Raw genomic sequence first — 21,390 nt, forward strand, 5'->3', positions numbered from 1 at the left:
TTCTAAATTCCATCAATTATGAAAAAATCACTAAGAATATATTTGGGTACAATACTGACTGGCACCATGCTTATAACTGCCTGTGCCGATCTGGATGTAGAAAACCTAAACAATCCCAATACTGACAAAGTACTAGCCACACCTGATGACTTAAAAGGTGTTGTGGGAGGTGCATTTTCAGATCTCTATGGTCTTTTTAGTGCATATAGAGGCCAGGTAAACCTAGAACATACTGCTGACCATACAACTATGACAAACAACGTCAGCAACTGGTGGTCTGAATTCAAAGTAGAGCCTAGGCCCCAATTTGCCAACAGTTTAGCCAATTCAAACAGAGCTGGGATCATAGACAACCCTTTTAGACTAACCAATTCAGCTATTTCCTCAGCCATAGATGTAATCAGACTAATTGAAAATGATGGAATAGAAATCGGCCCTGATGGATCAGAGACCGAAATGGTACTGGCATCTGCCTATTTTGCAAAGGGTATGGCAGAAGGCTATCTCGCCTCTACTTATGATCAAGGGTACGTGGTAGACAAAGACACAGAACTCACCTCAATTGAGCTATCCCCTTACGATGCTGTAATGGACATGGCATTGGCTGACCTGGATAAAGTGATCCAGCTAGCCTCTTCCAATACTTTCCAATTAGACCCGACATTCATCAATACGCCGTCTCCAATGGGAAGCACCGAGCTTGCCGGGCTGGCAAGTACTTACTCAGCCCATTTTATGATGACTAGAAGCCGGACAAAAGCACAAAATGATGCAAATGACTGGGAAAAAATCAAAGAACTAGCCCAAGGTGGTATTACTGACGATTATATTATCGTGCAGGATGGCTCCAACTGGAGCAATTCATTTGTTGAAATTTCTGGGCTGGATTGGTATTTTAGAATTGACCATAGAATCATCCGGATTTTTGATCCTTCTTTTCCAAAAAGATATCCATTGGAAGCAACAGCTTTGTTACCTCCTGCTACTACTGATGACAAAAGGCTGGAATTATATTTCTTTTATGAAGAAGATATGTCCCGATTCAACCTTACACGAGGTGCACAATTGAGAAGCAATTACAGAATAGGCAGATGGGATGAATTTTATAGAGCGGGAGGAATTGGCCCTATCCCTTATTTCTTCGATTATATCAATCAACTAATCATAGCCGAGGCAGAAGTGATGACAGGAAATACGCAAGCAGCGATTGATATCCTAAATGAAGGAAATAGAGTTACTGTCGGCGGATTAGAACCTCTTCCAAGCACACTATCTGACCAGGAAGTACTGCAAACAATCTGGGACGAACGGGATATCGAAGTTTGTAGAACGGATTGGGCAATTCCTTTCATGGATGCAAGGCGAAGAGGTATTCTACAAAGAGGAGTATTACTTCACTTTCCTGTGCCTATCACGGAGATGCTTGTACTCGGTCTTCCTGAATACACATTTGGAGGTCAGTCTGCAGCGGATGGGGTAAATACCTCTGACGGTGAGGGAGCATGGTACACCCCACCTGGCTTGTAATCCAACAGCAGGTTTCAGCATCCTGATTAACCAATGCTGGTAAAAGCAAATGCGTTGTGCCTTTTATTGGTACAACGCATTTTTTTTCCATCACCTATCAATCGTCCGAAAGGTCAAGTTGACCCTTGGCTTAGAAACTACCTTGGTTGGAGGAAGTCTATGCATCCAATGCGTCTGGGTAGTTCCCTTCATCACCAGCAGACTCCCGTTTTCCAAGATTTGCGAAACAGTCTCTTTTGAGACTTTATGCTTGAAAGCAAACTTGCGTTCAGCTCCAAAACTCACTGAAGCAATGGCTCCATTCTTTTTCAAATCTGTTTCTCCATCACTATGCCAGGCCATTCCCTCACTCCCATTGTGGTATAGATTCAGCAGGCAGGAATTGAACGTCTCCCCCGTTTTGGTTTCCACCAGTCCCTTCAGTTCCAACAATTCCCTGGTCCAGGGTAAGGCAGTTTTCGTATGGTTAGAATAGGTGTATTCAAACGGAATTTCTGCATACCATGCAACTTTCCGCTTGGTTTCAATGCGCTTTCCAAAAATAACAGCCACATCATTCTTCCATTGAATCTGATTCAATAAATAATCAAGGTAGCTCATCGCCTGAATAGTGGGCATAATCTTGCCATAGTAATTCACTGTGCCATCCTTGGGCAACAGATTTATATTCTCGATTAAATCCTTATTGAATAAATCCATGTTTTTCTGTTATTCTTCTCCGTTCAGCTGGGCAGCTTCCCAACCGATAATTGCTGATTTTCTGGTATTGCCCCACATGTAGCCACCTAGTTTACCGGTAGACTGAATCACGCGATGGCAGGGAATCAGGAAAGCAACAGGATTACTGCCGATGGCAGTTCCAATAGCGCGGGAAGCTTTTGGTTTATCTATTTCCGTGGCGATACTACCATACGTTGTGAGATTCCCCTGCGGTATCTTTAGCAGTGCCTCCCAGACTTTCAATTGGAAGGGAGTGCCATGCAAATGCAATTTGATCTGGTTGAGTTTACTCCAATCATGATGAAAAATAAACAAGGCTTCCTGCTGAATTTCATCCACTAATTGATTGTACTTTGCATTTGGAAAACGGGCTTTCATCAACGCTTCCCCTTCTGTTTGGTCGGCAAAAAAAGCTAAATGACAAATCCCCTTTCCCGTAGAAGCCACAATGATTTCTCCAAATGGGCTTTCTGCAAAGCTGTAATTGATATGGAGGTTTTCTCCACCATTCTTGAATTCCCCGGGAGTCATTCCTTCTATTTTCACAAATAAATCATGAAGCCTTCCGGTTCCGGATAGCCCCGTTTCCTGCGCAGTATCAAAGAGGGTCGCTTCTTTCCCCTGCAAAAGCTGCTTGGCATATTCCACGCTCAGATACTGCATGAATTTTTTGGGGCTTACTCCTGCCCAATCACTAAACATCCGCTGGAAATGAAAAGGACTCAGATGCACCTGCTCTGCAATCTGCTCAAGAGATGGCTGGCTTTTAAAATTGGATTGGATATAACCAATTGCTTCGGCAATCCGCTTATAATTAATTGATTGGCTCGCGTTCATATTTTGAATACTTAGGTTACTCAAAAGTAGAACGATTCATACTATGTCAAAACCCAAATCTTGCGCAGTTTTTCCAATATACAAAGCTATTTTACTCCCTCTTCACCTTTAGCTCCCGCTTCTGGAGATGCAAGGTAGCTTCATAAAAAACGTTTGCTTAAAAGTGTCATGACTTGGACCAATCGTAATGAAGTGCCCAGACGGCCATAAAAAAAACTTTATGACAATCAGCTTCCTATATTACAACCACTCCAGAGTTGCCCTGCGCCCCCCCGCTCCCCATAATTAAATAGACACTTTTAAAAGCCGTCCATAAAGCATGAAAGGCTTAATTATGCAGAAACAAAAACCTTAAATCTTCTTCAGCGCATTTGCCAGATCGCTTTTTAGATCTTCGGCATCTTCCACTCCTACACTCAACCTGATCAGTGAATCGACCAACCCCACTTTCTCCCGTTCTTCTTTTGGGATACTTGCATGAGTCATAGATGCCGGGTGGCCACATAGTGACTCTACTCCACCAAGGGATTCTGCAAGAGAAAATAAGCGGAAGTTTTCCATCACTTTTCTTGCATCTGATTCCTTGTTTCCGACTAGTGTAAAGGAAATCATCCCACCATAGTCACGCATCTGCTTTTTGGCAATATCATGATTTGGATGATCTTCGAAGCCAGGCCAATAGACTTTTTCTACTTTGGGATGGTTCTTCAGGTAGGCTGCTATGGTTTTACCATTTTGAGAATGACGCTCCATTCTCAGGTGAAGGGTCTTAATCCCTCTCAACACCAAGAAACAATCCTGTGGCCCTGGAGTGGCACCGGAGGCATTCTGGATGAACACTAGTTTCTCGGCCAGCTCATCGTTGTTGACCACCAAAGCTCCCATCACTACGTCTGAATGTCCTCCAAGATATTTGGTTACCGAATGCATCACGATATCAGCTCCGAGATCCAGTGGATTTTGCAGGTAAGGAGAAGCAAAGGTATTATCCACAGCCACAAGGATATTTTTGCCCTTTCCTAACTTTGCAGCCGCAGCAATATCTATGATATTCATCATAGGATTGGTAGGGGTTTCAACCCAGATCATCCTCGTATTTTCGGTGATATGGTCGGCGATACTTGCCGCATCCGACATGGGTACAAACTTGAATTTGATCCCATATCGTTCATAGACTTTAGTAAACAGGCGATAGGTTCCGCCATAGAGGTCATTTGTGCTGATGATTTCATCACCGGGACTGAAGAGTTTGATCACCGCATCGATGGCTCCAAGTCCTGACGAAAAGCAGATGCCATGTTTGCCATTTTCCAATGCTGCCAGGTTATTTTGCAAAGCGGTACGGGTGGGATTGTGTGTGCGCGAATACTCGTAACCTTTATGGTCTCCAGGTGAGGTTTGCACATAGGTGGAAGTCTGGTAGATCGGAGTCATAATTGCTCCTGTAGATGGGTCAGGCTCTATTCCTGCATGTATGGCTTTTGTTCCAAATTTCATTTGTAATCGGATTAGCTTGTTTTGGTTCTTACTAAAGAAAACCTTTTGAGATTTTCACGGTGATTTAAGGATCTGCTTATTAAACTTGCAGACATTCTTAGTGAATCAAATGATGATTAATCAAATATGACAAAAAAGGGCAGGATATTCAAAACTATCCGTCGGTACTTCAGCAGCCACCCTGCCGGAATTTTTGCATGGCTATGGGTCACGGCTATGCCTTTTGTAGGTAGTGTTATTTTTGCAGCAAATTATAGTTTTCTTGATGCATATCAGCTGCACGGTGCATTGGATTATCTTGCCTACACTGTGATCGGTGCATTGCTGATGGGGTTGGCGCTTCTTCCCACCACATTGGTTGCCTTGGCTTCGGGTTTTTATTTCGGCTGGACTTCTCTGCCATTTTTGATTTTAGGCTATTCGCTAGCCTCTGTTTTGGGATATGTATTGGGCACACTGACCAATATGGGCTTCACAGAATTACTTTTTAAAAAAAATCCAAAGTTTCATGCTGCGCTTGAGTCCCGTAAAGAAAAAGAAGGCTCCTTGGTATTCTTTGTAAGGATCTCACCGGTAGTTCCCTTCGCCGTTTCCAACTTCCTTTTTGCCAATCTCAATATCAAGCTCTGGAAAGTGCTGGTGTATGGAATTCCCGGAATGCTTTCACGGACCGTACTCGCATTTGCTGCGGGAGTGGCAGCCAATTCTTATTTGGCAGCAAAACAATCCATGAATACTCCCCTACAATGGGGAATTGGACTGGCACTGCTGCTTATTGGTTTGGCAGGAATCTATAGCTATGTGAAAAAATCAAGAAAATAATCAGCTGAGCTGAAAACCAGCCTACAACCTCCTATTGTCAGGACTTTGTCTATTTTATCATCAAATCAATGAAATACCCTATCATTAACACCGAAATGGCAAAAGTGAAAACACCTAATATGTAAGAAAAAAGCGCTTTGAAGTAATTGGAGACCTGCTTTTTATCAAAAAATTGCCCGATTGCCCAGCAGCTATAAACCATAAAAAGCATCCCGCCATAATCTAAAACCTTAAGATTGGTCACCCCTTGAATGATTCCAAACCCAGCAAGAATAATCATCCCCATTCCCATTACAAAGCAAAGAAGAATCAGAATCTCATAGAAGTTATAGCCATATTTTTTAAAAAGTAACTTAGTCCATAAGGCTATAAAAACCCCCATGATCAAATTCCCATAGCCGTAATTATTTTGTATCCACTTAAAAATGACAGTTGCCGTCGTAAAATTGGAATCATCATAGTTGATATATCCATCTTCAAACTGGAAGAATCCTCTTAAAACCGAATATACCAGCGAGCTGATGATGATGAAAATCACTGGTTTCACCAGCCGGTTTCTATCTTCAGCAATAAACCTCCTGACGGTCACCCCCGGCCTGATGAGCAACTCTTTGACAGTGTATAATATTCCCTTATCAAAGTTTAAAACACTACTGACTTCTTTGACTATATATTTTCCATCTATCCGTCGCAATTCTTTGGCACTGCCACAGCTTACACAATAATTCCCACTGATATATAGCTCGCACTTTTTGCAATAGTCAAAAGAATTCTGATTTTCCATTTGGATTAATAAGATGAGCTAGGTTTGATTACTAATAAAAGTATCACCATTCCCTATTTTAAGTTCCTCTCCTTCAAAACTTTTTCCAACTCTAATTTTTTGAGCTTGTTCTTGGCAGCTATAGGTAAGTAGATCAGGGGAAGAAAAGTCAACAAGCCAAACCCATTATTAAGGGTGCTGTAAATTGCAATCCCAACCAACATTCCTATGATTATTGCATCGTAAATCTTTGTGGGTTTACTTTTTTTTGCTACTGCCAGCAGTTCTTGGTCAGTGAAAGCAGCTAATTTATTTTGATTCATTTTTTTTGCTTGATGGTTTGGTTGGATTAAAGTCAAATTATGAATTTTACTAGAAAGAAAGGTACAACGGCAAAGCGACCACTTACCACACTGATAACTTGTACATTGGATTTTGTACGGAGGTCTTCTATTCAATTCGTGGTAGAACCATAGTTTTGCATTATTGTGAAAGCTTATAATTATGTTTATTGCTAGGAATGCGATCCTGTTTTTTTTATGGAGGATTAAAACTTATATCCCCACTAAGTTAAGGGTATTACCATTTAAAAAATCAACAACAGCCACCACCATTGTAATGAAAGGTAGATCCAGAAATATAAATATCATCTCTACCCAACTCTTTAAACTGTCTAGCTGTTTTATCACAAATAGCTAGGGGCTGATTTTTCACTAAAACATGTCCTTTTTTATCATCGAAATATTCTTCATCTCCGTAATAAATTGCCGCTCTTCCAGTAAAAACACAAGCACCGTCCGGCAGAACCGGATCTTTAATGGCTGCAATTTCAATGCTTTCAATAAATATTAATTCCTCTGTGGGATAATTTTTAGTGTCGAGTATTCTATATGGTTTGCGTGCTCTAATTTCAATGGTACCAAATCCAGCATCGGTCAAGGCTTTTATATATTCATTTATTGAAAGACTTCCACTTAAGCACTGAGCACGTAGGCGTTCATCATTTCTTAGTGTTTCGTTCATAGGTTGCTCACAAATTGGGTCACTCATTACCAACCTCCCATGTGGCTTTAACACACGATACATCTCATTTAATGCCTGTTTGAGATCCGCTTCTTTGAAGATATTAAACAGGCAGTTCTGCGCAGCAACATCTATAGTATTATCAACTACAGGTAAGTTTAATGCATCTCCCTTCTTGAGTTCAATGAATTCACTTTTAAACCAAGGGTTCATTTCTTCGGCTTCCACAAGGTTTTTACGGGATGCTTCCAGCATTTCATCTACCACATCAATACCAATCACTCCTCCTTTCTGACGAGAGAAATAAGAAAATTGTAATAATTCCATTCCACCACCCACACCAACATATAGAATTTTGGGATTTTGAGTTAAATCACGAGCATTTATAGTACTACCGCATCCATAGTTCATTTGTTGCATTATTTTCGGAATCTTTAAGCCTGGTAATTCCCAAATTGGATTGGCAGTACAACAAAGCCCAATATTTGGTGTTAAGGCTGCTTCTTTATATAAGTCGTGTGTTGCTTCTAAGTAGCTCATAAAGTTTTTTTAATAAAGTAATCGCATTATACGCTACTTTCCATCATTTCTTAAATGTACGGGTTGCACTGAACGTGATTCAACTTGCCGGGCAGACAGCCTTGGAGACGGCGGGCTACCTCAGCAAATACATCTTCCCATAGCCCTTCCTGAAAGCCTTGTCCCCTGCCGTAGGTCTATGTTCCATAAACTGCCCGTTTTTGCGGACTAGCACCCGATAGATATATACGCCATTGGCAAGCTGATCACCAAATTCATCCTTGCCGTCCCAAGCATATTCAGTCAGGTTATTTCCGATACGGATCGGCCCAAGCTCATTCTGCAAAATCTCCCGGACGACTTTTCCGGTCACAGTCATAATCTGAATCTTGATTTCATCAGGCACTTCCATGCCCGTCACCGTAAAGATAAACCGCACAGCCGTGCTGAAGGGATTTGGATACGGATAGAAATTGGTAATCTGGGATTCATTGATCACTTCGAATGTAATCTCATATGGCTCCGGAGAATCTTCATTTGCAATCCGAAGTGTATAAATACCGTCTTCCAGTGGTCCAGGAATCAGCGAGACCTTGAAGTCCTCGTCTTCTGAGGCTGGTGTCCAGCTCAGATTTGGGTTAGAAAAACTAACGCGTTTGAAATCGCAGGTTTCACAGTTTTGCTTGAGGTATAAATCCAGTCCCACCGTATCTTTTTTGTAAAGCAGTGTCTGGTCATTTTTCAGCAATGCTGTAATCATCACATTTGGCGACACGATATCTCCATCCATGATGTAAATTCCATCGAAGTTCACATCCAAAAGTGCTGTGGAATTATCGCCTTCTACTATAAAATAAGACCCCATATCTACCTGATTATTGCGGAAAGTCTGCTCACGCTGGATTCTGGGATTCGCAAAAATCTCCAGTCGGTTTTCACCTGATTTTCCTACAGAATTAAATTCTATCGTAAGGTCAAACGCTTCCCCAGCTTTCAACGCCGGGAATTTCTTAGAAAACTCTTCCACCTTTTTACTCGTCAGGTTGGTCATTTTCCAGTCCACCTGAATGGAGTCTGAGAAGTTATACTTGGAAATATTCTTGAATTGCAGTTCCAAAAGTCCAGTCTCGCCCTCACGAAGATTGATCTGATCCTTGGCTGATTTCAGAATCAAAACACCTTCCGGCACTCCGGTATAATTCACCTGCCACTTCTCCAATTGCGCCGGAGCCGTGGACTCAGCATCATTCATGCTGTAGCGCAACTTCAAGTATGGATAAACCTCCGTGTTGATAAATGACAGATCCATTTCCTGATCAAAAGTATTCCCGACCAGTAGTTCTTCCTGGCCATTATCTTTCACTCCGATGATATCAAAGTAAGTTTTCTCCTCTTCATTAATCCAGTTTCTCGAATTCACATGTTGGAAGAATCGCTCCCAGGATGACGCCGGTCCCACCCTAGGTGTCAAAATCATTCCAGAAGTCAGGTAACCTGAAAGTTCGGTGTCGAATGAAAGCGTTTGCTGGGATGAAGGCACCTCCATGGTTTTATCCCCTATTATCTCTATCGCCTCCCCCGGACGCATGCCTTTTCTACCATAAAGAATATAAGGATCCCCTGTTTTCAAGGCTCTCAGCGTAGCTTCACTGGCTCCGAATTCTTTCAACTTCTCAATGGCAATATCCGGCCAAGCTTCAAAGGTGACATTACCTACGGAAAAAATCACCACATAATCACCCACTTTCACATTATTCACATAGTCCACCAGCATAGTTTGGCCCGGTGTAGTAATCCAGGAATTTTGGATGCTCTGGATCATTTGGGGCACCCGACCGCAGGCCCGGGAATCCAGGATATCAAAGCCTGGAACAGGGATAGCCAAATAGGGCATCAGACTCTTTTGCTCAAAAGCAACTAAACCCAACGAGCCATTTGGACACAAGCGACTATTGGCATTGTTCACATTATCGATGATCTGAGGAATCTGATCCAGATAGAACTGGGTATTTCGGAACGAAAGTGTGTCCACTCCTGCTCCTACAGTAAAGACCTCGACGTTTGCCTGAATATCCAAGTATTTCCATTTTCTATCTGATTCACCGATTTCCAGATTCGTCAACTGATCCTCTTCCAGTTGGTAGCTCGTCCGCTGTGTCCATCCCTCCGGACCCGAAGGGATATAAGAGAAGCTGGAGTTCGTCCAGACATCTGTCTCACCGGGTATGGCTTCCTGAAATTTTGATCTCCAATAGAACGTTGTACTATCAGTGAATAAAGAGAGCTCTAAAGGCATTTCCGCCAATCCCCTCGTGGTGACACGAGCCTCTTTGCGGAAAGCGGAATTGAAAGCAGCCGCTGTATCTAATTGAATAATAACGGTACGATCTTCTGTAGTTTTCCCAGGTACTTGAACGATCAGGTTTGTGTCGGTCCCATTCACAATTCCATAATCCACCGGGTATAAATTCAATGTGCCACTAAGCGGAATGAACTTGGAATACGTGACAGAATTATTGGCAAAGGTCATTTCCCCAACTTCCATTTTAGAATTCACCTCAATAGTGAAAGTATTCTCACCGGCGGAATTACGGCCTGTATTAGGAATGGTGAAAGAGAGTGAATCTATACGGGAGATGTAGGGGACTTTTACCGGAGAAAAGGACTCAGTAGAACCATCAGCTAATTTTCTGGTTACTTTATATTCCAGAGAGTCTGTATCTACCCTCCCGATATTCCGCAAAACAAAACTTAATTTAAGACTGTCTGAAAGCACCGAAAGCGGCACCTCATCAAAACTATCCACTGATACTTCCTCAACTTTGACCGCATAGTCAGCTTTGTCCGCAGGAAAAATTCTTAAACCCGGATCACCATAATTGATCATCTGCTCCATGTGGGAATACGAAAGCGGACTGGAACCGTAAGCATCCAAATAAGCGGCTTCGGCTTCTTGTTTTACTTCACCAAGTGTCCTATAAATCAAAGTACTATCCGAAAATGCCTTCCTGTAGAACATATCAGAATATCGCCGCAGATACACATCCACACCGATAGCCGAATTTGCCATTACTGAAATTGCACCTTTGTCCGGAGTAATCACCCAATCTTCCCCTTGGGTGTAACTATTTCCATAAGCACTTCCGTAGTCACAGCCGTTAAACAGCATGACGGGATATTTGCCTTTATTCTGATAGTTCAAGGTGGGATCTGAAGCAAAACCGATTTCTATATCGATCACCGTAGGAGCTCCATGTCCAAAAAATGTCAGCATGGATCGCCCTTCATTCAGATCCCCAGTGATATCAATGACTTCAACGGTAGAGTTTGAGCGCTTTCTATAGGTAGTAACATTTCCTCCCAGAAAAGGTCCTTCGGCAATAGTTTTAAAGCCATTCATGAAATTAAAATAGCGCTCCAACTCAAACTCAGATACACCTCCGCTAAGGTGAATCAATTCCTTTTGCCAGGAATCAGAAATCCCTACCCCATCTTTCTCTATCGCTTTTCCCAGATAATCTGCCAATTGCTGCGCATTTCTTGCAGGAATTCTACCCACAGCTAAGGCAGGGACGTTTGGTTTGGACCGATCAAGTCCAACCGTGTATACATTATCTGAAAAGGGAAACCCTCCTGCCGGAATGAGGTCCCGGAAGCTAAATGCTGAGGGATTATTTCTGTAGAAATAAGTTACTCCCCCTGCTCGCGCGGTAGAATACATCGCCAATGATCTACCTGCAAACAGCATATGTGTTGGCTTGTGAACAGGGTAATATGCCTTCAAAAATTCATAAATAGCTACCGGGGAATATTCTCCATAGCCGAATTGATTATACAGATCCTCGACCTTTACAGTCAGCGTATCAAAGCCTCCTCCTGCTGGAGAAGCCCGGTGTTCGGCATAGGCTTTCAGCGGGTTGTCAAACTGGGTGGTAGGCTGCTCCAGCACATGATGTCCTACCAAAATATAATTTGCTGGCTGTGCTAGGTAATTTCTGAATTTCACCTGTTCCAGTGAGGTTATTTCTGTGATATTCTCTTCATTCTGCAGCCAAATACGGCTCGAATCATTAGGAACAGAGGCTCTGAAGGCCAAGGTTTGGGCATTGACAGATAGCTGAACTTTCTCAGGATTTGCCGGATCAGTGATCTCCAAAGCGGAATAAGATCCGGAAAGCTGAGAGAGCTGAATCCGCTGATTTCCGGGAGGGGAAATAAAAAGCTCTGAAGAAAAATCCCCCGTACCCACATTGTTTTGCAAGGTAACCTTAGCGAAAGCTACAGATATATTATCCACAGATTCTGTTCCTACTGATTCGAAGGATACAACTAGGCTTCCATCTGGGTTGAAATCAGACATTGTCAGGTTAATTGATTGCTGGGGATAATCAAATCCGGCAAAATTCACTGTGGTCAGTAAGCGTTGAGATGCGGCATTGGGCCCAGCGTAGATTCTTGTAGCGTGTGCATTCTCCGATCTGCCTACCAGCCCAAATTCCAACTTTGCCAATCCCGAATTCGCCATCGCTCCCAATTGGTCCAAGACAATCCGGCGGGTGTTGCCTTTAGTGATCACCGAAGACATCCAACCTTGTCCCAAGTCAAATTTGGACAATCTAAATCCCAGCGCATATCCAACACCCAATGAATACTGTTCGGAAAAAGTCAGTAGTTTTTCCGAGGCATATCTATTTGTCAAAGGCAAAGTTGTCTCTGGCACAGACCTGAGAATCATCCTTTTTCCACTTTGGCCACTGGTGATAGTCAGGAAAAAAGCGGTGGTATCAGAAGTAGTGTTCAAGTATGGATTCGGGATCTTTTCAAAATCGGAGTAAAGCAATCTATCCAGTGTCCCATCATTTCTCCTTCCATAAAAGTCAATGAAATCTCCTGTATCAAACTTCCCGTCATTTTCTCCTTCTACATGGATCGCTACTTCTTTTCCGCGATGATAAAGCCTGATAGTTCTAGGATCCAAGCCAATCAGATCGATACCTGAGTTACTCAGTGATGCTGCTGAGATGCGATGTATACCATCGGAAGCAGTAGAAATCTTGTAGTAAGTCTGATCATAACTATACCAGACTGGCTGCTGGGCTTGAGCAAACTCATAAAGCATCAAGAATGTCAGAAAAACGAATAGTAGTCTTTTTATCATTTGTCTGTCCAGCTTTTAAATTTTCTGAAATCAGGATCCAGTTTCTCCAAACTCACTTTGACACTAAACACATGGGAATAAGGTGTTTCAGATACATTTCCGATATCAGAAAGAGCATAATCAATTTGAAATTTATCACTAACAAAAACCCCTATTCCCATACTCGGCTGGACATTTATACTTTCTTTGCCCTGAAAATCTTTGATGTACTGGAAGTTTCCGATTCCCGCACGGAGAAATGCTATATTCTGAAAACCTGCTTCCAATCCAAACCGGGGATCAATACTTAACAAAGATGTGCTTACCACTGTATTTCTCTGCCCGTCAAAAGTCATATCCAAATCCAGCGTGGTCAGTAAACTGAATTGGTTTCCAATCTTCCAGTTGTAGGCCACACTGGATATCGCACGAGGTAAAGTCAATTCTATCGAATTAACCGGAATCTCATTATCTGTCTGTGCATATATCTCGCGAACCAACTCTGCATCATGTGACCAAGCATTGAAGGTGGTCGTAATATCGCGTACCATCAAGCCCAGTGTCAGTCGATCTTTGATATAAATTCCTCCTACATCCAGTCCAAATCCCCAAGCCTGGGCGAATTTGCCGACATTCCTGTGGATTACTTTGACATTCATACCTACTTTGAATTTATCCGAAAGATCTCGGGCATAGCTCAGAAGCAAAGCGTAATCAGCGGCATTGAAAAACTGAATATTATTATAATTCAAAGCGCCATTGGCATCGTACAGAAATCTGGTATCGGGAATATCATCCACTCCGAATCGAATGAGCGAAACTGCCACTTGGCTTTGATCTTTGATCGGTGTGGTAAAAGCCATATAATCGTACTGGGCCACGCCGGCAAAATACTCAGAGTGCATCAAACTGAATTCATACTTATGCCGCACGCCCATCAGCGCAGCAGGATTCCAATAGGCTGCTGTCACATCCCGAACGGCAGATACCTGGGATCCCCCCATGCCAAGCGCCCTGGCTCCTACTCCAATACTTAGAAATTCGTTGGAATATTTTGGAGCCAAATCCTGAGCGAACAGTTTAGTATGACCTGCCCAAAAAGCCAGTACTATTGCCCAGAAAAAAAAATGACTTCTGATTTTATGTTTCACCTTATAAAATAAACCTTTTTATCAATCCCATTTTAATCCAAACTAGAATTCCTCAAAATCGACAAGGCACCTGTCCGCTCTCGTACATAAATATGTTCAAATTTTTAACATTTTATTAAAGCCCAATTGGTCGTATTTTTTCTAAATATTTTTTCCCGACTTCCTTATCAAAACAATAATCGTCTCTTAGAGTACGTAAAGACACTTTTTGATCTTATTTTTTTATACCTACTACCTGTTTATGACAAGGAAATAGGTTATACAAGGTAGCTTGGAAAAGATTGGTATAATTTTTCTCTAATAAGAAGGGACGGGAATAAGGATTTTCCGGAACAAGACACCTAATCACCTAACAAATGAATGTCGCCAACACACAGATTCAAATGCGCAAAGGACTCTTGGAGTTTTGCGTATTGCATATCATTTCCCGAGGCGAGGTTTATACTTCAGATCTGATCGAAGAGCTCACCCAAGCTCAGATGATTGTAGTGGAAGGCACACTGTACCCACTACTGAACCGACTGAAGTCAGCCTCATTGGTCGAATATCGCTGGGTAGAATCTGAATCCGGTCCTCCGAGGAAATACTACTCCATCACAGAAGAAGGAAAAGCCTTTCTTGGCACACTTTCCACTACCTGGGAATCACTAGTCAATTCCACCCTCCTAATCACCTCAAAGAATTGATCATGAAAAAGACTATAAGTATAAACATCAGTGGGATCCTTTTCCACATCGAAGAAGACGGCTACGATACGCTCCGCAAATACCTGGATGCCATCAACCGCCATTTTTCTTCTTACAAAGATAATCATGAGATCATATCTGATATTGAAAACCGTATCGCTGAGATTTTCCTTAGCAATCTGAAAAACAACAAGCAGGTAATCACTGCGGAGAATGTCGATAAGCTCATTGAGAAAATGGGAACCATAGCTGATTTTGCTTCTGTAGAAGAAGAGAAAGCCGATTTGGAGGAAGAAGAAGAAAATGCAGCGAATGATCAGGATTTCTATAAATATGTAACTCCCCCGGATGCAGACAAAAAAGGCTATAAGAAACTAGTTCGCCTGGAAAACAGAAAAATCCTGGGAGGTGTGTGCGCAGGAATGGCTCATTACTTCTCGATAGATCCACTGTGGACCAGGCTAATAGCTATTCTATTGTTATTCTCTGGCAATCTGCGTTTCAACTTTGGATTCTTGGATATCTGGCCGTTTGATGATTTTAGACTCAATCTGAGTTTTGGACTTTTTGCCGCTGTGGCTTATATCGTGCTATGGATTATCTTGCCTGTCTCCTATGAGATTGAAGAGGATAAAAATATCAAAAAACTCTATAGAAACCCAGATGACAAGGTAATCGGGGGTGTGGCCAGTGGATTGGCGGCATATTTCGGGGTGGAAGTAATCTATACGCGATTAGCTTTGGTTTTATTGATCTTAGCCGGTGGGTCAGGATTTCTTATTTACCTGATTCTGTGGATCATCACTCCTGTAGCCAGTTCAATTACAGAGCGAATCCGTATGAAAGGGGGAGAGATCACCTTAGACAATATTGATTCCACACTCAAAGAAAACATCAACCCTATCCCAAAGGCCCCAGAGTCAAGGACCAGACAGATACTGTTGACCCCTTTTAGGATAATAGGGCAGGTGATCGAAGGTATTGGAAGTGCGCTGGGACCATTGGGAAGATTCTTCCTGAATGTGATCCGGGTGATTTTCGGCTTATTTGTATTCTTCATTGGCTTAGGACTGACCATCGCTCCCATTTTTAGTTTGGCTGTTTATATGGGCGTATTCACCAACGATGATTACCGGGTTCTGATGGACAATTTCCCTGTGGAGCTATTCTCCAATCTGGTTCCTATTTGGCTGGTGGTTGGTGCATCATTCCTACTGATCATTCCTGGCATCATCATCATTCTGCTCGGTCTAAGTGTATTGATGCAAAAGAACCTGATTGGATCCAGATTTGGTTTTGTAGCACTTGGACTATGGTTATTGTGTGTAGGAATATGCGCATTCCAGATTCCTCTGATAGTTGCCCAGTTCAAGGAAGAAAACTGGCATAAAATAGAGGAGACTATACCTGTGACAGAGGGGATTATGATCCTGAGAATGAATCCTATAGGAGAAGAGTCCACTTTCAACAATGTAAACCTTAAGTTGGAAGGAACCTCAGATAGTCTGGTGACACTTCGGGAGGATTTCTTCTCCAGAGGAAAAACAAAAGCAGAAGCCATGAACAATGCTAAATTGATAGGGTATAACTACACCGTTATGGATTCGATCATCACTTTTGACGAGGGTTATGATATTTCAAATATTAATACTTTCCGCGACCAAAAGCTGAATCTGTTCCTTGAAATACCATATGAAAAGCCTTTTATCATGGAACGTTCACTTTTGGAAATCCTCAGAAACACTATTTATAGAAACGGCTTTAGATCCAATGATGTCTCCCAAAATACAATCTGGGCATTCAATCAGCAAGGTTTGGTCTGCCTGACTTGTAAAGAGGAGGTGCCACAGAATGAAAGTGAAAACTCAGAGGGAGTTAATTTTGAAGTTGAAGAGCCTGATACTGGAGAATATAACCGGGAGCAGCTCGACAGCATCAGTAGAGCGAAATTTAACCAGCCCAAGAATCCTGCAAACAACGCCGCCGGGCTTAACTAAATCAAACAGGCACCCAGTTGGGTGCCTGTTTTTTTTGTATCTTTTTGCCCTAAACCCAAAAGCAAAATGGATGTAACTGTAAAGTTTTTAGGCGCAGCAGGCACGGTGACTGGCTCCCGATATTTACTGGATCTGGGAAATTTTGAATTCCTGGTAGATTGTGGACTTTTTCAGGGAAGAAGAGAACTTCGTCAGAGAAACTGGGATAAATTTCCGATGCCACCTACAGAAATGGAAGCAATCGTGCTCACCCATGCGCATATGGATCATATCGGATGCCTGCCTAAGCTGGTCAAAGATGGTTTTTCAGGGCCTATCTATTGTACGGAAGTGACAGCGGAACTTGCGAAAATCTTACTCCTAGACTCTGGAAAGCTTCAGGAAGAGGAAGCTGAATATGCAAGGAAAAAAGGCTATTCCAGACATAAGATTCCTGAGCCCCTTTATACTGTGGAAGATGCGGAAGCAGTATTTCCATTGTTGGTGCCAAAGGAATTCAAGAAACCTTTCCCTATCCATCCGGCAGTAGAAGTCACCTATTATCACGCAGGCCATATTTTGGGAGCGGCAAGTGTGAAGATTACGATCAAAGGCGATCATCAAACCAAAAAACTTGTGTTCTCAGGCGATTTGGGAAGATATCATGACCCGTTGCTTTTTCCTCCTACCCTAATCCCGGAAGCGGATGTGGTCTGGATAGAATCAACCTATGGGGACCGGATTTCCACACCTGTGAAACCCGAAGAAGAACTTGCCCGCGCCATCAATGAGGTGTTTGACAAAGATGGTTTGGTGATTATTCCAGCATTTGCAGTAGGAAGGACACAGTTGGTGATGTATTATTTGTACCAGTTGGTGAAAAAAGGAAAAATCCCGAATGTGCCTATTTATTTAGATTCTCCTATGGCGATAAATGTTTCCAGGCTGTATAAGGAATTCCATCAGGATCACCAGTTGATAGCCGTATTGGACAATACCGATCAGCATCCCTTCCAGCATTCCCAGCTGCATTACTTCCAAAAGCAAGAGCAATCACGTATGCTAAATGAGCTCAAGGGGAAAGCTATCATTATCTCTGCCAGTGGCATGGCAACCGGTGGACGTGTATTGCATCACCTTTTCCATCACTTGCCAAATGAAAAGAACGGAGTCATTTTCGTAGGTTACCAGGCAGAAGGCACCCGGGGCAGACGGCTTGTGAATGGTGAGACTGAGGTAAGGATTTTTGGCCAGGAAGTCCCTGTGAAAGCAAAGATCTACACTGTGGAAGGACTGTCAGCCCATGCCGATCAAAACGAATTAATGGAGTGGGCAGAAGGCTTCAATGAGAAACCCCAACTAACATTTATAATACACGGAGAAGAGAAGAGCACAACGGTGCTTGCCTCAAAACTAAAAGAGGAACTTGGATGGAATACTGTCATTCCAAATTATTTGGAATCATTTATGCTGTTTAAGGGAATCTGATACGCTAGCGCAACTTCTGTATAAAAATACCTTAAACCATCAATCCATGAACAGACCAGTAAAACTTCTTTTCATTTCAGCATTTATCCTGCTGCTTTTTCAATGTGCCCCCTACCAACCGGAAGGCCAAGGTGTAGTAGGACTTGTCACCTGGCAGGAAGGCAATCAGATGCCCACGATAGTGGAAGAAGGCAGTCAGGAAAAGAAAAACAAACGAACAACTATTGGAGATCCTGTTAAAAGAACTGTGCGGGTTTATCCATTGATTAAAATCTCTGATGTAACCTTAGAAAATGGTTTGTTCCAATCTGTGGCAGCCAAACCTATCACTGAAATAGAAACTGACGAAAACGGTGAATATTCAATCAACCTGAGTCCCGGTAGATATTCTATTCTTACAGTCGAAGAAGGCGGATTATTTGCCAGCATATTCGATGGTGATGGTAATATCCAGCCGGTTACTGTAAAAGAAAACGAATGGACATTGTTGGATATCGTCGTAAATTATAAGGCTGCATTCTAATCCAGAGAAAACAAAATACGGTTCATTTATAAAGGTCTCCTTTTGACATTGAATTGATCAAAAGGAGACCTTTTATTTTTAATTCTTAATTTCAGCACAATATAAAACAGGAAAGTACGTAGCTTAGAAAAAAGCACATGACACTTATAATAAGCCATTTACAAGACCCAAAAAAACTTTGAATAGCATTATTGATAAAAATTATTAACTTTTTTTCACTTGCCTAAGCAACCATTTTTTCACTAAAGGCATCTACCTAATTGAAAGCTTAATCGAATGTTCAGCAGAGTCAATTTTTCAACCGAATCAGGATTATTACAAGGATGCCTCAAAGGCGACCGAATGGCGCAGCGCCACTTGTATGATCAATACTCGGGGAAATTCTTGGCAATCTGCATCCGGTACCTCAAAGACCGGGAGCATGCCGAAGATGTGATGATCGAGGGCTTTATGAAAATCTTTGAAAAGCTGCCCCAATTTCAATCCAAGGGAAGTTTTGAAGGCTGGATGAAGCGGATCATCGTCACTCAGGCTCTCATGACGCTAAGAAGTCACCGTCACCTAATGATGGAGATCAATATGGAAAATGAGACCGAATACCAGGACCATAATTATGAGCTCAATCACATGGAAACTGAAGACCTGATGAAACTGGTAGAAAGCCTTCCGGTAGGATACAGGACAGTGTTCAACCTCTACGCAATCGAAGGTTTCTCACATCAGGAGATCGGAGAGCTCTTGGGAATAAGCGAAAGCACTTCGAAGTCCCAGCTCAATAGGGCAAGGAATACTTTAAAAGAAAAAATTGCCAGTCAAACACCAAAAGAAAGGAGAATCAATGGCTAAGGAAAAGAATAATCTGGATCAGCTTTTCAAAGAAAAACTGGAAAACCATACAGAAAAACCAAGTGTACTTGCCTGGGAAAGATTAGAATCCCAGTTGCCGCAGAAGTCCAAGTCCTACAAAGGGATCTGGTGGGCCGCAGCTGCATCAATGACTATTTTCTTCACTATTGGGTATTTAGTGTTGCGGGAAGGAGATACCACTTTAGAAAACCCAATACTTGCTGGCAATAACACAGAAGAAAGTACTGAATCACCTATTCAGACCGAAGTCATAACACCAGAAGCATCACAGGAAGGACAAAAAGAAACGGAAAATCAACAGACAACTGAAGAACCGATAACTAAGCCCACTAGTATAAAACCTAAAGCCAGGCCAGCTGATTCTTCTTCTAAAACCCAGAAATCCCAGCCAACAACTTCTCAAAATCCAGTGGCTATGACAGAGGTAAAAGAGGGCACCGGGCAAGACAAAACGGTAAGGGAGGAAACACCAACTATTACTTTGGAAACATCAGTGATCCCAGAACCTGAATTTCCTCCTGTGGAATTGGAAAAAGCTGTGGCCGAAGTAACAGAACCAGTTGAAACACAACCAGCCTACACTGTAAAAATCTACTCTAGCGGATTAAAAGAAGAACCAAAAGATAAAAACCTCATTGCCGAAATCGGCAAAACAGTCAATGAAGTGGAGGGATTACTGGGCAAAGTAGATCAGGGATTTGCAGACCTGCAGGATGCAAAAAACAATCTATTCGCCAGCATTACCACCCGTAAGCCGAGAGCTGAGAAATAACAACTCACCAACTAGCATTAATCGAAACAAAAAATGAAAAAATACCTTCTATTATTCTCTATGATGGCAATCGTGCAACTAGGATTTGCCGCAACAATGCCATCGATAGCCCACAGCGTTCCCAGTGACAGCGTGGTGATTGAATTCGGGAAATCCGGAAGAATAGTCATCATGGTGGATAGCAAAGAAGATTTTGAAAAACTAAAACTGATGAACATCAATCAGATCATCCGTGAGCTTGACCTGGAAGAAGATGAGGACAGTGGAGAAACCACCATAGTGGAAATCAAGAAAAAAGATGGTTCCTCCAAGCAGGTGGTAAAGGTGACAGAAGATGGAGCAGAAACGGAAGTATATATAGGAGGTATGCGGATTTTGGTAGATGAAACAGGCGAAAATACTAAAGTTCGTTTTGAACCGGGCTTGAAAAGGAAAAGCGATCCGCCATTCAGAACTTACTTCAACTTTGATCTGGGGGTAAACAACTACCTGGAGGATGGTAAATTCCCTACCTCCGACAAACCTTATGCAGTAAAAGGCTGGGGAAGCTGGAATGTAGGTGTTAACTGGATGGCTGCTCAGCGAATCTCCAAAGGGTTCTACTGGGACTTCGGCCTAGGATTTCAGTTCTATAACTTCAAGTTTGAAAACAGAGACTACCAGGCCATAAGAGGTGATGAAGCCATAGATTTTATCCAAAGAACGGACGTTGATGGATTCAAGAGTAAAATCTCTGCTTCCTACATTACAGCGATGACCATGCTGGAGCTGGATTTTGGCAAAATGAATGACAATGGACGAAGAGGCGTACGCATTGCCGCCGGACCTTATGCAGGATACAGACTCGGTGGTCAATCCAAATACGTCTATCGTGAACTGGGCGGATCAGGTCGTCACAAAGACAAGCAAGACACTGGACTTTACCTTCAGAATTTCAGGTACGGAGTGCGCGGTGAGCTTGGCATAGGCAGAGTCAAATTCTTCACTACCTATGACCTGAACGAACTGTTCCAGGAAGACAAAGGACCGGCTCTTAACCCGATCACTTTTGGGATAGTATTTTGAGGGATTGGATCATTTAT

General features: G+C 42.4%; 17 protein-coding genes. 9 read left to right on the top strand and 8 right to left on the bottom strand.

Going from position 1 to position 21,390, the window contains the following annotated elements; genetic code table 11:
- Positions 1 to 18 precede the first annotated feature (18 nt).
- Positions 19 to 1,527: a hypothetical protein gene (locus tag AS141_RS21690; protein ID WP_057939807.1), complete on the top strand. Its 1,509-nt coding sequence runs from the start codon at positions 19 to 21 to the stop codon at positions 1,525 to 1,527.
- A gap of 90 nt (positions 1,528 to 1,617) precedes the next feature.
- Here AS141_RS21690 and AS141_RS21695 read toward each other — a convergent pair whose 3' ends face one another.
- The 3 genes from AS141_RS21695 to AS141_RS21705 form a co-directional block, all read right to left on the bottom strand.
- Positions 1,618 to 2,226 carry an alpha-ketoglutarate-dependent dioxygenase AlkB family protein gene (locus AS141_RS21695; protein ID WP_057939808.1) on the bottom strand — a complete coding sequence of 203 codons (609 nt, stop codon included), beginning with the start codon at positions 2,224 to 2,226 and terminating at the stop codon, positions 1,618 to 1,620.
- Positions 2,227 to 2,235: 9 nt separating this feature from the next.
- Complete coding sequence (locus AS141_RS21700) at positions 2,236 to 3,084, bottom strand: methylated-DNA--[protein]-cysteine S-methyltransferase (RefSeq protein WP_057939809.1); 849 nt, start codon at positions 3,082 to 3,084, stop codon at positions 2,236 to 2,238.
- Between the two features lie 351 nt (positions 3,085 to 3,435).
- Positions 3,436 to 4,581: a cystathionine gamma-synthase gene (locus tag AS141_RS21705; RefSeq protein ID WP_057939810.1), complete on the bottom strand. Its 1,146-nt coding sequence runs from the start codon at positions 4,579 to 4,581 to the stop codon at positions 3,436 to 3,438.
- 126 nt (positions 4,582 to 4,707) lie between these two features.
- Here AS141_RS21705 and AS141_RS21710 point away from each other — a divergent pair, with 126 nt between their 5' ends.
- Positions 4,708 to 5,403: a VTT domain-containing protein gene (locus AS141_RS21710; protein ID WP_057939811.1), complete on the top strand. Its 696-nt coding sequence runs from the start codon at positions 4,708 to 4,710 to the stop codon at positions 5,401 to 5,403.
- A gap of 49 nt (positions 5,404 to 5,452) precedes the next feature.
- On the opposite strand, the gene AS141_RS21715 is transcribed toward AS141_RS21710, so the two are convergent.
- From AS141_RS21715 to AS141_RS21735, 5 genes are all read right to left on the bottom strand, one after another.
- A complete protein-coding gene (locus AS141_RS21715; protein WP_057939812.1) occupies positions 5,453 to 6,187 on the bottom strand; it encodes a DUF3667 domain-containing protein in 735 nt (244 codons plus the stop codon).
- A gap of 53 nt (positions 6,188 to 6,240) precedes the next feature.
- Positions 6,241 to 6,489, bottom strand: coding sequence for a hypothetical protein (locus tag AS141_RS21720; RefSeq protein WP_057939813.1), 249 nt, complete (start codon positions 6,487 to 6,489; stop codon positions 6,241 to 6,243).
- Between the two features lie 271 nt (positions 6,490 to 6,760).
- Positions 6,761 to 7,729, bottom strand: coding sequence for an arsenosugar biosynthesis arsenite methyltransferase ArsM (arsM, locus tag AS141_RS21725; protein WP_057939814.1), 969 nt, complete (start codon positions 7,727 to 7,729; stop codon positions 6,761 to 6,763).
- Between the two features lie 115 nt (positions 7,730 to 7,844).
- Positions 7,845 to 12,866: a putative type IX secretion system sortase PorU2 gene (gene porU2 / locus AS141_RS21730; protein WP_057939815.1), complete on the bottom strand. Its 5,022-nt coding sequence runs from the start codon at positions 12,864 to 12,866 to the stop codon at positions 7,845 to 7,847.
- Complete coding sequence (locus AS141_RS21735; protein WP_449353808.1) at positions 12,863 to 13,984, bottom strand: putative type IX sorting system protein PorV2; 1,122 nt, start codon at positions 13,982 to 13,984, stop codon at positions 12,863 to 12,865. The genes porU2 and AS141_RS21735 overlap by 4 nt, the downstream gene beginning before the upstream one ends.
- 368 nt (positions 13,985 to 14,352) lie before the next feature.
- Between AS141_RS21735 and AS141_RS21740 the strand changes: the two genes are divergently transcribed.
- From AS141_RS21740 to AS141_RS21770, 7 genes are all read left to right on the top strand, one after another.
- Positions 14,353 to 14,682 carry a PadR family transcriptional regulator gene (locus AS141_RS21740; protein ID WP_057939816.1) on the top strand — a complete coding sequence of 110 codons (330 nt, stop codon included), beginning with the start codon at positions 14,353 to 14,355 and terminating at the stop codon, positions 14,680 to 14,682.
- A 2-nt stretch (positions 14,683 to 14,684) separates the two neighbouring features.
- Entirely contained in the window at positions 14,685 to 16,679 is a 1,995-nt protein-coding gene (locus tag AS141_RS21745; RefSeq protein ID WP_057939817.1) for a PspC domain-containing protein, read from the top strand.
- 66 nt (positions 16,680 to 16,745) lie between these two features.
- Positions 16,746 to 18,146, top strand: coding sequence for an MBL fold metallo-hydrolase RNA specificity domain-containing protein (locus tag AS141_RS21750; RefSeq protein ID WP_057939818.1), 1,401 nt, complete (start codon positions 16,746 to 16,748; stop codon positions 18,144 to 18,146).
- Positions 18,147 to 18,192: 46 nt separating this feature from the next.
- Positions 18,193 to 18,669 carry a hypothetical protein gene (locus AS141_RS21755; protein WP_057939819.1) on the top strand — a complete coding sequence of 159 codons (477 nt, stop codon included), beginning with the start codon at positions 18,193 to 18,195 and terminating at the stop codon, positions 18,667 to 18,669.
- A gap of 276 nt (positions 18,670 to 18,945) precedes the next feature.
- Complete coding sequence (locus tag AS141_RS21760; RefSeq protein WP_057939820.1) at positions 18,946 to 19,515, top strand: RNA polymerase sigma factor; 570 nt, start codon at positions 18,946 to 18,948, stop codon at positions 19,513 to 19,515.
- Positions 19,508 to 20,308, top strand: a complete 801-nt coding sequence (locus AS141_RS21765) for a hypothetical protein (RefSeq protein ID WP_057939821.1) — start codon at positions 19,508 to 19,510, stop codon at positions 20,306 to 20,308. Before AS141_RS21760 ends, AS141_RS21765 begins: the two co-directional genes overlap by 8 nt.
- A gap of 33 nt (positions 20,309 to 20,341) precedes the next feature.
- Positions 20,342 to 21,373 (top strand): outer membrane beta-barrel protein, encoded by a 1,032-nt coding sequence (locus tag AS141_RS21770; protein ID WP_057939822.1) that lies wholly within the window; start codon positions 20,342 to 20,344, stop codon positions 21,371 to 21,373.
- The last annotated feature ends 17 nt before the right edge of the window (positions 21,374 to 21,390 follow it).

The organism is Algoriphagus resistens, from assembly GCF_001442615.1.
Classification (GTDB): Bacteria; Bacteroidota; Bacteroidia; order Cytophagales; family Cyclobacteriaceae; genus Algoriphagus; species Algoriphagus resistens.